At 49.8% G+C, this 14,983-nt stretch carries 12 protein-coding genes; 11 read left to right on the top strand and 1 reads right to left on the bottom strand.

Annotated features, from left to right (window positions below):
• Positions 1 to 119 precede the first annotated feature (119 nt).
• The 7 genes from ACZ50P_RS01765 to ACZ50P_RS01735 all read left to right on the top strand — a co-directional run bounded on the left by ACZ50P_RS01765 (position 120) and on the right by ACZ50P_RS01735 (position 8,079).
• A complete protein-coding gene (locus tag ACZ50P_RS01765; RefSeq protein WP_464133036.1) occupies positions 120 to 1,733 on the top strand; it encodes a putative zinc-binding metallopeptidase in 1,614 nt (537 codons plus the stop codon).
• 125 nt (positions 1,734 to 1,858) lie between these two features.
• Positions 1,859 to 2,026 carry a hypothetical protein gene (locus ACZ50P_RS01760; RefSeq protein ID WP_464119873.1) on the top strand — a complete coding sequence of 56 codons (168 nt, stop codon included), beginning with the start codon at positions 1,859 to 1,861 and terminating at the stop codon, positions 2,024 to 2,026.
• Positions 2,027 to 2,279: 253 nt separating this feature from the next.
• Complete coding sequence (locus ACZ50P_RS01755; RefSeq protein WP_464133034.1) at positions 2,280 to 5,096, top strand: pyruvate dehydrogenase; 2,817 nt, start codon at positions 2,280 to 2,282, stop codon at positions 5,094 to 5,096.
• A gap of 52 nt (positions 5,097 to 5,148) precedes the next feature.
• Positions 5,149 to 5,919: a hypothetical protein gene (locus tag ACZ50P_RS01750; RefSeq protein WP_464133032.1), complete on the top strand. Its 771-nt coding sequence runs from the start codon at positions 5,149 to 5,151 to the stop codon at positions 5,917 to 5,919.
• Positions 5,920 to 5,988: 69 nt separating this feature from the next.
• Positions 5,989 to 7,008 carry a hypothetical protein gene (locus tag ACZ50P_RS01745; RefSeq protein WP_464133031.1) on the top strand — a complete coding sequence of 340 codons (1,020 nt, stop codon included), beginning with the start codon at positions 5,989 to 5,991 and terminating at the stop codon, positions 7,006 to 7,008.
• A 114-nt stretch (positions 7,009 to 7,122) separates the two neighbouring features.
• The gene (locus tag ACZ50P_RS01740; RefSeq protein WP_464133028.1) at positions 7,123 to 7,542 is read left to right on the top strand and encodes a hypothetical protein; all 420 of its coding nucleotides are present in this window, start codon (positions 7,123 to 7,125) and stop codon (positions 7,540 to 7,542) included.
• 45 nt (positions 7,543 to 7,587) lie between these two features.
• A complete protein-coding gene (locus ACZ50P_RS01735) occupies positions 7,588 to 8,079 on the top strand; it encodes a methylated-DNA--[protein]-cysteine S-methyltransferase (RefSeq protein ID WP_464133027.1) in 492 nt (163 codons plus the stop codon).
• On the opposite strand, the gene ACZ50P_RS01730 is transcribed toward ACZ50P_RS01735, so the two are convergent.
• Positions 8,076 to 9,053, bottom strand: coding sequence for a hypothetical protein (locus ACZ50P_RS01730; protein WP_464133025.1), 978 nt, complete (start codon positions 9,051 to 9,053; stop codon positions 8,076 to 8,078). The genes ACZ50P_RS01735 and ACZ50P_RS01730 overlap by 4 nt on opposite strands.
• A gap of 16 nt (positions 9,054 to 9,069) precedes the next feature.
• Between ACZ50P_RS01730 and ACZ50P_RS01725 the strand changes: the two genes are divergently transcribed.
• The 4 genes from ACZ50P_RS01725 (at position 9,070) to ACZ50P_RS01710 (ending at position 14,960) form a co-directional block, all read left to right on the top strand.
• Entirely contained in the window at positions 9,070 to 9,720 is a 651-nt protein-coding gene (locus ACZ50P_RS01725; protein ID WP_464133023.1) for a hypothetical protein, read from the top strand.
• Positions 9,721 to 9,855: 135 nt separating this feature from the next.
• Entirely contained in the window at positions 9,856 to 10,512 is a 657-nt protein-coding gene (locus ACZ50P_RS01720; RefSeq protein ID WP_464133021.1) for a recA protein, read from the top strand.
• Positions 10,460 to 11,782, top strand: a complete 1,323-nt coding sequence (locus tag ACZ50P_RS01715) for a hypothetical protein (RefSeq protein WP_464133019.1) — start codon at positions 10,460 to 10,462, stop codon at positions 11,780 to 11,782. Before ACZ50P_RS01720 ends, ACZ50P_RS01715 begins: the two co-directional genes overlap by 53 nt.
• Positions 11,766 to 14,960, top strand: a complete 3,195-nt coding sequence (locus ACZ50P_RS01710; protein ID WP_464133017.1) for a DNA polymerase III subunit alpha — start codon at positions 11,766 to 11,768, stop codon at positions 14,958 to 14,960. The genes ACZ50P_RS01715 and ACZ50P_RS01710 overlap by 17 nt, the downstream gene beginning before the upstream one ends.
• Positions 14,961 to 14,983: the final 23 nt, after the last annotated feature.

Below are 14,983 nucleotides of genomic sequence, written 5' to 3'. Positions count from 1 at the left end.
GAGATCGTCACCTCAAGACGACTTTGACAATGTCTTCCATCCCAAGTACCGCCTATTACTTAATAAAGGGCACGATAGCTGCTTTATAAAAGCAGTGACCTCTATTAAGGAGTCTCAGAATGAGAACGCTGTCGCTGCCGGGATTGCTAAATAAAATCAGACTTTGTTCACTTTGGGGCGGGGCTTTTTTCAGCCTGCTATCGTCAGCACCGGCACTTGCTGCTTCTGAGCACTTTGCCGGCGGGGCCCATGAAGTGCAAAACGCTCCATGCCGTTATCCGGTTTTGACGAAGGCCTCGGACCTGGAAAAGTACTTTCAAAACAAAGAACGCCAGTCCGAAAAAAGTAATTTCGAAGTATTGGGCTTTAAATTTGTTAATGACAGCTCTTTCTACGTAAAACACTTTAAAGACCTGATCGAGCCTTCCGAGAACACCGCCTACGATGAGCAAGATCCCCGTATCGAAATCGCCAGACAAAAATGCCAGTCAGTTCGGTGTGCCCTGGCAACGATCATGGGAAAGCCGGAGTCTCTAAAAGCTCTTTATCTTTTGGATAAATACCGCCTGAATGTCGCGCCCATGAAATACTTTGGGGCCGGCTATTTCAAAGACAGGGATCTCGATATTATTCTTGAGGCCATGGCGCTGGTGCCCCCGCACTTGCTGCCCCTTTCAGATATCAAACAGCTGACTCATTCCGGTCCCAAGACCAAACAGGAAGAACGTGTCTATGCGGATTCTTCCATGCAGTTTTACGATTTTTGGGATACGGAATCCGCGGACATGAAGAAGTATCTGCTGTTTCATGAAATTGCCCACAACTGGTCCGACGTGGTAGCCACAGATCTGGATGAATCCCCAGAATGGATGAAAATCACCGGTTGGGAAAAGATCACGTCCTTTATGACGGTGGACTGGAAGCATCCTCATCGTGGGGACTTTAATTACAAGCAATGGGTTTCCCAGTACGCCAGCATCAACTCGTGGGAGGACTTCGCTGAAGCTGTTTCAGCTTATCGCTTCAACCCTGAAAAGCTGTTGAAAGCCAGTCCCGCCCGCTATCAATTCATAAAGAATAAAATCTTCGGCAACATTGACTTCCGCACTGGCAAGAATTGCCAGCTGGACAGTCAGTCGCAAGCTATCGCCCAGTTGGAACAGCAGGCCCTGCAGGCATTGGATCGCAAGATCAATATTTACAACGAAATCACGACTGAGATCGAAACGATTTCTTTACGCGGCGGCATCGCCAAGTCCTGCGGAATCGAGCTTAAGAATACCATCCTGAACAAAGCCGGGGCTGTTTCTCAATTCAATGCCTGCTTCAAAGAAATGATGACAAAGAATCTTGCGGATTCCTTCAATTGGATGACATTGGATCGCCAAGCAGGTTCAACCCGCGTTCAATTTAAAAAGGCCAAACGGGATTTCATCAGTCAATGGCTGGAAACCACGTTTGTAACACAGAAAATGAAATCCATCCGCTGGTCCCCCACAAAGGAGTTGAACTGCTCTTCCTTTGCCAAGAACTACAAAGCCGTGTTTGCACTGGATTTGGAAGCCCCGAATTTGGCAAACAAGGACGTCCATGCCGTGAAACAAGAGCTGGCACCCGCAATTGGCTATTGGATTTGTGCGGATTCAAAAAACAAACGTGCCAGAACTTCGACAATCGACAGAAACAGTTTCGATTTTTTGAAGAAGTGGCTGTATTCCCGTTTGAATCTTTAAATTCCCGAGGCAACTTGCCCCCACCCTGGAGGCGGTCTGCCCCTGCGACCGGCTGATTGTCGCTTTTATTCCAGCCAAGCAGACACGACACTTGCACCGTTGGAGTTTCTAAAAAAGGAGACCCCATGAAACACCATCCAGCAAAGCCACCCATCACCAAGCCCACACAGAAACCAAGTCCTCCAATTCACAAACCCAGTGGCCATCAAGGCACCGCCAGACCGGATACGGGCCGAGTGAAAAGAACCCCCGAGGGAACCATAGAGGAAAGCCCCGAAGAGCAAGCCCCCTAGGCTTAGAAGTCGGTTATAGTTTCTAAATTTCCCTATAAAAACAGTGCTCTATGTGATTTGAGCGGTGCGTCCCAGAGAGAGCCTTTTTCCCTCTGAAAACAGGCTTAAAATGTGGTCCTCTAAGCAACTCTTCCAAAGCCCCCTGTAAATAGAGCCAGAACTCTTGCTGCGGGGCTTAAACCCATGGACTCCTACAGTGTAGAGTGCTAGGTTGCAGACGCTATAAAAGACTGAAAAAACTTAGGAGAACCACGTGGATAACTCTACTCTAAAAAACACAAAACCTGAGGTTCTGGACTCCATCGCAAGACGCGCCCACTACCTGGCAACCCAGATGATCTGGCAAGCCAATCATCGCACTGACAAAGAAAAAGGCGATCCAAAAATCGGTGGTCACCCAGCAGGTTCCGCAAGCTCCCTGCACATCATGGGTGCGTTGCACTTGCTGGTGAAATCTGGTTTCGACCACATTGCCAACAAGCCTCACGCTTCACCAACTGATCACGCTTACAACTATCTTTTGGACAATCTTCTGAAAAGCGATCTTTCCAAACTTTCTTTGGAAGAAGCCAATCAGGCAATGCACGGCTTGCGTAAGTTCTCCAATGGCGACGAATACGTCTTCCAATCTTACCACTCTGCTTACGATCCGGATCAGCACAACTTCTTCCCTTCGGGCTCCGTGGGTATTCCTCCTGTTGAAGCCGGTTACATGGCCCTGGCTTACCGCTATGCTCATGAACACGGTTATGAAGTTCCTAAAGACGCTCACTTCTGGGCTGTTTGCGGTGACTCTGAATTCCGTGAAGGTTCCATGTATGAAGCGGTTCCTGACTTCGCTGAGCGCGAGATCGGCAACCTGACTTGGATTCTGGATTACAACCGCCAATCTTTGGATGGTCACCGTCTGGTGAACAACGCCATCCTGGGCGGTACGGATGCCGACCGTGTTGAAAGAACTATGGCAGCCAACGGCTGGGAAGTGATCCAGGTTCGTCACGGTGCCAAGCGTGAAGCTTTGTTCGCGAAAAAAGACGGTGAAACGTTCAAGACCTTCCTTGAAAAAGAACTGACGGACTATGATCTTCAGGCTTTGTTGCTGGTTCATGATCCGAAACTTTTGAAAGAAAGCCTGATCAAGGACTTCCCGACTTTGAAAAAGTTCCTGACTCCTATTGCAGATCAGGACATCTACGAAGCACTTCGCGACTTCGGCGGACACGACATGATGTCTCTTGCCAAAGCGATGATGAAGTCCAAGGAATCCAAACGCAAACCAACCATCATCATTGCCCACACGCTGAAAGGCTGGGGATTGAAAGCGGCTGCGCAACAAGGTAACCACTCTTCTCTTCCACACGAAGACGAAGTGGAAGAACTGCGCGCAAAACAGGGCATCACAGGTGACACTCTCTATGCACGCTTTGACGAAAAGTCTGCTGAAGGTAAGTTCCTGGCGGCTCGTGGTGAGAAAATCTACGCAGACATCAAGGCTCAAAACGCCCTGAAAGCAAAAAATCAGGAATTCTTCCTGAAAAAGCTGACTGAGTTCGGCGAGATCCCGTCTTCTTTGGAAATCAACACGAAGATGACAAGTTATCCGCACACCCAGTGGATGTTGGGGCAGTTGACTGCTAAACTGACTCGTATTTCCAATACCTCTTTGAATGAGTCTGAACTTAAAGCGGGGCAAAAAGCTCTGACCGACAATGAAAAACCGTTCAAACTGCCGGGTGAACTGTTCATCTCCATGGCTCCGGACGTGGGAACTTCCACGAACTTGAATCCAGCGATGGATGGTAAGATCTTTGGTGCCCAGGAAGTTCAGGATATCGAAGCTGAATTGGGTGTTAAAGACGGCAAGCTTCCTGACCTGGTCCCTGGTGAAGATGTTACGGACCGCTTCCTGCGCTTTGAAATCGCAGAAGGCAACGTGATGTCTTGCGTGGGTGCATTCGGTAAAATGCGCGACATCGTGGGCGTGCCAATCATCCCATTGATGACCGTGTATGACTTCTTCCTGAAGCGTGCTTTGGATCAATACTTCTATAACTTGTACTGGAAGTCCTCTTTCATCTGCGTGGGAACTCCATCGGGCGTGACTCTGTCACCTGAAGGTGCTCAGCACGGCTGGAAGTCCGACATTCAGATTCCAAATCAGATCACGTGGGAGCCATACTTCTGCCAGGAACTTGACTGGATCATGGTGGATGCAATTCGCAGACACGTGATGAATGACAATGCCGGCAGATCCGGTGTGTTGTTGCGTCTTGTGACTCGTGGCGCGGAACAAAAAGATTTCGTGAAGTATCTTTCCAAACAAGCTCGTTTCAAAGTGGGCTTGGAAGGCAAGCTGGCTCGTGCGGAATTCCCGATTGCAGGCGCAGCCAACGAAGAAGAAGTTTCCGCAATGAGCGAAGCAGAAATGTTCGCTGTTGTTCGTGAAGAGGTTCTTAAAGGTGCTTACTTCCTGATTGATTACCGTGGTTACGCGGGCTATGAACCGGGCGACAACGTGATCAATATCTTTGCTATGGGTGCCCTGGTGGCAGAAGCCATTAAAGCTTCTGAAGCCCTTCTGGCTCGTGGTATTTATGCGAACGTGATCGTGGTGACTTCATCTGATCTTTTGACAGGCATCCAGGCTCACGAAAATGATTACCACTACCTGCGCAACGAACTGGGCATCAATGCAGATCTTTACCTGAAAAAGGCGGAAGAAATCTCTACGGGTGATTTGATCACTGTGGCTGGTCGCCGCGTTCCTGTTGTCAGCGTTCACGATGGTGAAGCAGGTCTGTTGGATAACTTGGGCTCTATCATTGGTGTTCGTCAGGAATGTCTTGCGGTTCGCAAACACTCCAAGTGCGGTCGCCCGTCTGAGATCTACAAGTACCACCATCTGGACGACGCTTCTATCGTTGAAGCCTGCGGAAAAGTCCTTTCTGAAACCGCTCTTGAAAAAGTCATGGTTTCAGAACAAGCTTTGGGCGAGGCCAACCAGGCTTCCACCAAGGCTGCTCACTGGACTGATTTGTGGCCATCTGCAACCCACAGCCAGAAGCACTAAGGCGCTTCTGCGCAGGAAGTGCAGCGGGCGAGACCCGCGGAACTGGACTTAGATGAACTACTCTGACTTAGCTCAGCAAGAACTCCCCTTTGATGGGGAGTTCTTTTTAGCTCGCGAGAAGAAGTTTGAAGAACTGATCTTCTTTGTTCATTTCTTCGAAGGCAGCAAAAAGCATCTTCTTCGTCATATCAAGCTCGTGAACTCCTGGGGCTTTGATGCCTTTGTCTTTCAACTTCAGGGTGATCATAAAGACCTTCGCTCTCTAAAGCTTCCTATCAGCGCCAAGGGCGGATTTGGTCTTAAACATATCTATGCCGATCAGATCGAATCCCTGTTGAATCTGATCCCGGGCAAAAAGATCATCTTCTCTTTTTCCAACCCCTCGGCATCGGCCATTGAAGCCATGGCCCGCAGAAGTTGTAGCGATACGGTGGCTTTGGTCTGCGACAGTGGCCCCTCGGGAAGATTCCTGCCATCCGCCTACAACCTGTACACACACGAATACAAAATTCGACCTTTGCCACTAAGACTGGCGCTGACTCCGATCTTAAGCCTGAGCTGGAGTCCGTTCCTGCACAAGGACCTTCACGCAGATCTGGCCAAGTTCCCGGCAGGATTCCGTATTTTGTCGATTCGCGGATGGAAAGATCTGTTGATCCCGCCAGAGCATATTGATGCCGTCTTTGAGCCCCACACACAGCTTGACTGGAGCAAACTGTCCTTACCAGAGGCCGGTCATCTGACAGGGCTTCGTGACTTTAAGACCGACTATGCCCCAACACTGGAGAAGTTCCTGAAACGCGTGGCCCATCCTTGCTCTTGAACAAGACAAAGGAATTTAACTAGGCGTTCGCATGTTCTGTTTTCTATTCTGGTCCCTCATGGAGGGACTATGGCAAATGGAATCCGTCTTCAGATTGTTTTAGTTGCTGGCCTTCTTCTGGGCCTCTCATCCACCGCTTCAGCCTTCGGCTGGGGTCGTAGCTCCGGCTACCTCTACGAAAAGCTGTTCAACAACATGGGGGAGCGCTATCTTTCCCTGCTGGAAGACAAAGCCACCGACAATCCTGCCAATCTGACTCCCGAAAAACGTTCCATTTGTTTAAAACGCTATGGCGGAATTCTTAGCGACGGCGTTCTGGATATCCGCATCGCCCTGGGGTACTTTGATTGGACCACCGGAAGCAACGTCGGCTATTCCGGAAGAAGCTATGGTCTGAGCCCCTCCATGGACATCGGCGCCTTTGAGGCCCTGAAAGAACTTCTGACTTCGCGCTGTAGTGGCAATGCCCGATTCTGCGGATTCCAACAAAGCTCCGAAAGCTCTTCTGTCTTTGGGCGCGAGGTGATAATCCAAGGGCGCCGAATCAAAGCTCGTGTGGAAATCCGCTTTTCCTCGCAGTCCGAGCTTCTTTCTGACAATCTTGGGAAGTATCGGGAACAACAACGCCAACGAACCCAATATATGGAAAACTACTTCAGTAAGGCCCTGAAAGAAGCCGATGCCGTCTTCTACTTCGGACATTCCCGCAATGGCGGCGGACCTGATTTTGCTCCTCCGGTCTTTATTGGCAGCTCCAACAAACTTGACTATGCCGGTTACTACAAAGCCCAACGCCCCGGATTTAAGAAGATGCTCAATGCGCTGTCATCAGGCCCCAAACAAACCGCCGTCCTGGGTTTGATGTCGTGCGCTTCCCGCGATCACTTCCTGTCACGCACACGTTCCATCGCACCCAATACGGGTATTATCACCTCGATGGATGTACTGAACGTTGATGAAGTTTATACAGCGATGATTGGTGGAGTCGATGCCTTGTTGCGAGGACAGTGCCAGCACAGCTTCTATCAATCCATCCGCATGACAAACAACAATCAAAAGTTCATCACCATGGATGGAATGTTTGAATAAACTTTGATTCCTCCAGTTCTTTGTCCTGCCTGCATTTACAAATCTGCAAACCTCCGGTTCCAGGCATTCAGAGACATCTGAATGCCGTATACTGAGTCTATCCAAGGAGGAGATATGAGTCGGCTGGAACACCTGCCCCATCCAAGTCGTTTGCCATCCTTAAATCACCACACACTGGCCTTTTTCACCAATCCCGAAGACGTCCGCAGAGCCGCGTCCGCCCTGATTAACATCGGCTTCAGCGAGGCTGATATTAATATCTTCGAAGGTGACGAAGGTGTTGAGGCGATTGATATAGATGCCACCCATTCTGATTTGGTCAGCAAATACTTCCGCAAGTTTGTAAAGTTTTCTGACGCAGCCGAGTGGCACTTCTTGGCAGAAGCGGATGATGAGCTTCGACGGGGGCATGTCCTTTTCTGCGTGGTCACCATGAACGAAGAGGAAAGGGATAAAGTCGTCCCGATATTAAAGCGCTTTCATGCCTATGACATCCGCTATTGCAGCGGACTTTACGTCGAGGAGGTTGTCTAAGGGCTTCTTCTGCGATAGATCTGTCCGTTCACAAATGAGGTGGACATGGCAGACTTGGAGTTTCATATCTATAAAGTTCCTTCGGAATTTGGCGAATGGCTGGCCGCCTTTGAACAGGATGAATTGATTTTCCTGGGCAGCTACAACGCCGGAAAAAAACGGGTCGAAGGTGATCTGGCTGAGTTCTTTAAAACTCATTATGCTTTTAAGGTCGGCCCCTTCATCCCCGCGAAGTGGAACAAAGGGAACTTCTGGAAAAGCAAGCACAGAATCAAACTTCAGGGTACGGACTTTCAAATGAAAGTGTGGCTGGAGCTCTTGAAGATTCCCGCAGGCAAGACAATCACTTATTCTGAACTGGCGAAAAAGCTCCGCCGTCCCTCCGCCGTCCGGGCTGTGGCCTCTGCGGTTGGGAAAAATCCCATCAGCTATTGGATTCCCTGCCACCGCGTGGTGGGTAAGAATGGCAACATTCTGAAATATCACTGGGGTCCGGAGGTAAAAGAATATCTGCTGAAAGTGGAAGGCGCTCTTTAGAACTGTAGATCCAGAATCATAGTCATCCCGGGGATGCCGCGATAGTTGTCTTCAGCACTAAAACCCAGCCCCGGGATCAGCTGGTAGGACAGGATGTTCTTGTAAATGGTCTGACTCCAAGAAGTGGAAAAGCTAAAGCCGGTCATGCGATAACTGGGTTTATTTTCTGAGATAACAAAGAAGTTGTATGAGATATTGGCGGTTTTGTTAAACCACTGCCCCAAAGCCACACCGTTAGTGACCGTATAAAGGTGTGTTCGGTCCTCATAGTCCCCTTCGTTGATGAACGTCAGGGTGAAAATCTTTGTTAACAGGAAGTTAAAGTTAAATGCCTGGAAGACCCCGGTTCCCTTGTCCGCATCAGCGTAAAACTGCAACTTCGGATTGACCCGATAGTTTTCACCGCGCTCAGCGACACTTTCAAAGGTCAAAGAATTTGAAATTTTGAAAGACCCGGCAAAACTCACGTGAGGCTGAAAGGATGTTCGAACCTCGCCCAACTTTTGGAAGAAGCCCAAGGTCGCTCCATAGTCCCGTTCACGAGGTGTTTGACGAAGATAGGTCTGACTGACCCCGCGCTCTTTGGTTTCATCATAACTGGTGAACGTGATCATCCAGTATTCTTCAACATTGGGCAGACGCAGATTCAGATTGAAACTGGTGGCATCAGAATAGTGATCTTTTTCATTATAATAAAAAGCGGATGAAACCGTTGCCGATGTCGGGTTTCGTTTTCTGGTGTACTGCCGACCGGCCAGAAACAAATCCAAACCTTCGGCCACCCCGTCAAACCACTCTGAAATGGCTTTATTGCCACTGATGAAGGATTCTTCGATGCTTTCTGCCGGGGTTTGTTTGGTCCCAGGTGCGGTGGTGCTGACAGGCTTTTGAGCCCACGCCCCAGAACTGGTTCCCAGAACAAGCAGGATGGAAACAAACGTCTTTAAAGATGTTGATGCTTTTTCCTCTTTCACGTTTTAGTCTCCAAACATGAATTATTTTAGACTGATCCTTTGCTTTCTGTCGCTGAGTATCTCACTTCTTACTGCAAAAACAGCCTTGGCTTATATTCCACAGCGGGGAAATGTCTATGCGGCTTTGGGTCCTTATATTTTTAAAACCAATTATGAAGGCTACAAGTCCGATGAAAGCTCACTGAATTCCACAGGACTTTCGCTGGTGGCCAATGGGGATGTTTCCGACAAAGGCAGTCTTGAAATTGCGGCCATCTACATGAACAAACTCTTTTTCCGCGAAGACAAAAGTAAGTACGTCGTCGAAAAAACTCAGGTGATGCATATCACTTTGGGGTATCGTCGCTGGTGGAGTCCCTCGTTTTCAAGCTCTCTCTCTGTTTACACTTCCTACCCTATGGGCAACATCACGGTTCTTCACAATGACTTCAGCGTCGCGGATGACATGGGGACGACGGCGCGCTCTTCTTCTGAAACAGGCTTGGATCTGGCACTGCAAGGAGAGCTTTGGAGCAGTGGCCGATATGCGATTGTGGCAGAGGGACGCTATTCTTACTCTTTAACGAAGAAGTCCCACGAGTTCGCGGACCAATATGGAGGATCTATCGGGCTTCGGTACTTCATTCAAAGTCGTGTCGCCGCCCCCAAAGAACTGCGCCAACCCTAACGGAAGGCCTGTTTAATTAAATTAAGTTATTGTTTTTTATGTGTTTTATTAAAACACTAACTTTAGTCCATATTTGAAATACGCCCTTTACTTACATATAATTTACATAGTAATTTATATGTAAATGGAGAGCGTATGAGCACCCTGGCCCTTCCCGAATTAGCCAACATTCCTTTTGTCTCTGCCGAGCAATTGCAACCACCAGCAGGGCTCCCCACGGGAGTTCGCCTGCTGGATGATTTTCTGCTGTGGAAAGGGTTCCCGCAAGGGGATCTGAGTCTGTTGCAAGGGGCTCCCGGCACTGGCGCCACGTCTTTGTGGATCCGCCTTGTGCAAGGGGTGCATTCTCAAAATAAGTGGGCGGCTTGGGTGAACGGCGACACGCAATTGTTCCCTGCGCATCTGAACAACTATCAAATCAATCTGAAAAAACTTCTGGTGGTGAAAGAGCCCAAAGATCAGGAACAGTTATTCTGGCTGCTGCAAGAGCTGATCACCAGTTCCCTGTTTGAAGTCATCGGCTGCAACCTGAAAGAAATGTTTTTAAAGAATCATCAGTTGCAGAAACTCAAACGTCTGTGCCGCCTGCACAAAGTGGCTCTGGTTTTTGTAAATCAGAAAGTCAGCAAGTTTGTGAATCCTCTTTTTAGCCTGATGATTCACTTTCAGCGCGACTTTATCACCATTCAGCGCGCCCTTCACCGTCCAACACCGTTTAATCTGGCTGGGAGTATGATCCATGCGAACTTTATGCATCAATTTAAAAACACCGCAAGAAAGCTCCTCAGCTGAGGCGTTTTTACTGCTAAGCCCCCGGGTTCAATTCCGCTTTCCCCATTTTATCTTCGTGGATATCGCCTCAACCCAGCACCTTCTGGGAGGTGAGCGCGGCTGCCTGGAGAAGGCTCTGGAGATTGCCGGAAAATTTTCCCCTGACGCCTCAGCCGCTATTGCAGACACAGCTCCGGCAGCCCAGATGCTGGCCAAGTGGCGACCTTCGCACATCACCCTGCGCGGGAAGGAACAAGAAAGCTTCAAAGGCCTGGGACTGGACGCTTTGAAAGACCTGGAAGGCTTGTCCCCCTGGGCGCAGAAAAAGCCGGTGGAGCACATGATCGCCTTTTTCCACACTCTGGGCGTGCATGGCTTGGAAGATGTTTTAAATTTCCGTCTGAATTCACTGCGCGAACGCTGGGGGGATTTTGGTGTTTTACTTTGGAATCGTCTGCATTCTCAGGACTCTCAAGTCATTTCACCTCTTGTGCCTCGCGACCCTCTTGTGGGCTATGGCTACCTGGATGATCCCATAGGCTCTGCGCCCTTGCTGATGGCGCGCCTGAAAGTGCACTTGGATGTTTTATTTGCGCGTTTGCTGGGGCTGGCCCGCCACGCCCAGCGCCTGGATGTGGTTCTGCACTGCGAATATTCTGACAAACGTTACAATCTGTCGATTGAGCCTGTCAGCCCCACACGGGATCAGAATCTTTTCGAGGATCTGCTGTTCAAAAAATTAGAACAGCAGGTTCTGGAAAATCCAATCCGTGAGTTTGAGATTTCCCTGTTCGACGTGCCGGAAAAAGTGCAGCAGCTGGATTTTTTCGAGCCCCGCGACAACACCGAAGATCGCTGGCGTCGTCTGATCAGCTTTGCCAAACAGGCCCAGTGTGAAATGGGCTTTCTGCAAATGGAGGCCAGTCATTTTCCGGAGCAAAGTTTCCGCCTGGTCACCGACTGGCCGGAAGACTTCAGTCCGCGCGATCTTGTGGAAAGACAGGATGAGGCCTTACAAATCAAATCCGTTTACGCCAAAGCCCTGGCTGAAAGCCCCCGTCCATCGCTTTTATTGGAAAAGCCGCAGGCTTTGTCTGCGGCAGAAGTGCAAAAGCTTCGTTTTGTGTCTTCTTTACCCAGCGAAAGAATCGAATCGGCGTGGTGGCAGATTTCAGTTCAGGATTTAAAAAACCGAGATTATTACTTTGCGCTCTCGCACCAAGGTCAGCTTCTGTGGGTTTTCAAAGATCGCATAAATTCACAGGTCTACTTGCATGGGTACTTTGACTAATAAATCTTTGATCACCTCTCAGAACTCCCGCCTGCCGGCCCAACCCCGGCCGCGCGCCAAAGGATTCGTCGAACTTCTGGGACGCAGTAATTTTTCATTTCTACAAGGAGCTTCCAGCCCCGAAGAGATGGTGTCCCAGGCCGTGGAGTTTGGCTATGACGGGATGGCACTGTGTGATCTGAATGGATTGTACGGTGTGGTCCGTGGTTTTCAGACCATCCAGTCGCCGTCTTTGTTCACCGCTTCGCCCCAGGTAAAAGAAAACTTTCATTATTTGATCGGCTCTGAACTCACTTTGACGGATGAAAGCTCCGTGGTGTTAATCCCGATGAACAAGCAGGGTTATTCGCATTTGTGTGAAATCCTGACGTTGGGAAAACGTCAGGCAGCCAAAGGATTTTCCAAGCTCAGCCTGGAGCAGATTGAAAAGTACAATCAAGGCCTTTTGTGTCTGGCCATCCCGCCCTGGACTGAGGAACGCTATGAGCGCCTGGAGAAAATTTTCGACAACCGTCTGTATCTACCTCTATGGCGGGATCTGACCTGGGAATCCCAGGAGTTTTGCCGGCAGGGATTTGCGCTGGAAGAAAAATATCAGGCTCGTCTGTTTGTCAGTCAGCGTCCGTTTATGCACAGCCCGGAACGCAAGCCCTTGTTTGATGTTCTGACCTGCACCCTTCATCACACCACACTGGCAGAGGCCAAAAACAAACTGATTCAAAACTCTGAACGATGCTTAAAAAGCCTCGAGGATATTTCCTGGCTGTGGCAGGACCGGTTGGATCTTGTGGAGAAAACTGTGGAGATCTCGGCACGTGTGACGTTTTCTTTAAACGAGATCCGTTACCGCTATCCCGCATCCAGCTTGCCTTTGGGGATGACGCCCACAGAACACATGCGCCATCTGACCCTGAAGGGGGCGCAATGGCGCTATCCCGAAGGCATTCCTGAAAAGGCCTTAAAGCAGATCGAATACGAACTGGCTTTGATCAAAGATCTACAGTACGAGGATTATTTTCTGACTCTCAAAGAGATCTGCGATTTTGCCTCGAAAAAAGGGATTCTTTATCAGGGCCGCGGCTCTGCCGCCAACTCGGTGGTGTGCTTTTGTCTGGGGCTGACTGCGATTGATCCTGTAAAAATGGATCTGCTGTTTGAACGATTCCTTTCACGCGAACGGCGCGAACCTCCGGACATTGATATCGACTTTGAACACAGTCGTCGCGAAGAAGTGATTCAGCATATCTACGAAAAATACAATGAACGTCACGCCGCCATGGTGTGCACGGTGATTCGCTATCGCTCGCGCATGGCGATTCGTGAAACCGCCAAGGTGTTTGGCATGCCTCTGCCCAAGATCAATGCCATGATCAAATTCATGGGCCGTGATGGCATGAGACGTCTGCTGGATCCCGCCGTAGCGGCGGATTTCGGCATGGAGCCAGGCGAATGGAAGATGTTTATGACCTTGGCTCAGCAACTGCATGGCTTCCCCCGCCATCTGGGCATTCATACCGGCGGTTTTCTGATCACCCAGGATCCCATCACCGAAATGGTGCCGGTGGAAAAAGCCACCATGGATGGCCGCTATGTCATTCAGTGGAACAAAGACGATGTGGATTTTCTGCGTCTGATGAAAATCGATGTCTTAAGCCTGGGAATGCTGACCTGCCTGCGCAAGTGCTTTGATCTTTTGCGCGATGTAAAAGGGAAAAACTACAGTCTGGCCACTCTTCCCGCCGATGACAAACCCACTTACGATATGATCTGCCGGGCCGACACTGTCGGTGTTTTTCAGATCGAATCCCGCGCACAGATGAACACGCTTCCCCGCATGCAGCCGCGAAGCTTTTATGATCTGGTGATTGAAATCGCCCTGATCCGCCCGGGTCCTTTGCAAGGGGGCATGGTGCATCCGTTTTTAAAACTGCGCCAGAATCGCCCCAAAGAAATCAAGTACGCACATCCCGCACTGAAACCCATCTTGGAAAAAACGATGGGTGTTCCCATCTTTCAAGAGCAAGTGATGAAGATGGTGGTGGCTGTCGCCGACTTCACCCCGGGTGAAGCCGATGAACTGCGCCGGGTGATGTCCTCGGCCTGGAAACGTAAAGCCACCATGGGAGGCATTGAACAACGCCTGCGCGAAGGGTTTGCCCGTCATGGGATTTCTTCTGAATACGCCGATCAAATCTATAAAACCATCGAAGGCTTTGCCAACTATGGCTTCCCCGAAAGTCATTCGGCCAGTTTTGCCCTTTTAACCTACGCCAGTTGTTATCTGAAGTGCCACTACCCAGATGTGTTTGCCTGCGGGCTTTTAAACAGTCAGCCCATGGGTTTTTATGCTCCCCGCACGATCATCGCCGAAGCTCAGCGCAATGGCGTGGTCGTGGCCCCTCTGGATGTTCAGCGTTCAGATTATGACTACACTATCGAAAAAGGCGAAAGCAGCGATGTCCTGCGCGTGGGCTTAAGATCCATCTATGGAATTCCTGAAACCCTGCTTCGTCGAATTGAAGACAGCCGAAAAAATGACGGTCCTTACGCAGATCTGGCGGACTTTATCCGCCGCACTCAACTTCCACGCAGTGTGCTTTTGAAACTTGCCGCCGCCGGAGCCTTTGAAGGCTTTAACAGCAATGTGCGAGAGCTGATCTGGACTCTGGAATCTCTGAGCCTGGATCAGCAAAGTTTTTTATGGGGACACCCCAAAGAGCAGTTCGAACTGGGTGATGACGAAGACGAACCCGAACATCTGCCGTTTGAATCCAACTGGGATCGCTTGCGCCGCGAATATGACAGCAAGGGATACTCCGTCAATTCACACCCGATGTCCGTGCTCAGAACTTATCTGCAAAACAAAAGCAAGGTCTTGCGGGAAAAACGCTTTGTGCCTTATTTCCACTCTGAGGACCTGAAACACATGAAAACAAAAAACAAAGTTCGGGTCGCCGGTCTGGTCGCCATCACCCAGCGCCCACCGACTGCCAAGGGCATGTGTTTCATCACTCTGGAGGACGAGTTCGGCTTTATGAACATCGTTATTCATCCTGAGATTTATCAGAAGGACCGCACCACCATTTACACCCGCTCGCTGCTTGAAATCCACGGTCAGGTTGAAAAAGTGGGCGCCATCACCAATATCCGCGCCGAACGCATTCTGCCGCTGGGATAGAGCCCTGAAAGTGCTTTTCAAGT

Source organism: Bdellovibrio sp. CKG001 (genome assembly GCF_055397465.1).
Note: the sequence above shows the minus strand (reverse complement) of the source record. Positions and strands in the feature narration are given on the sequence as shown.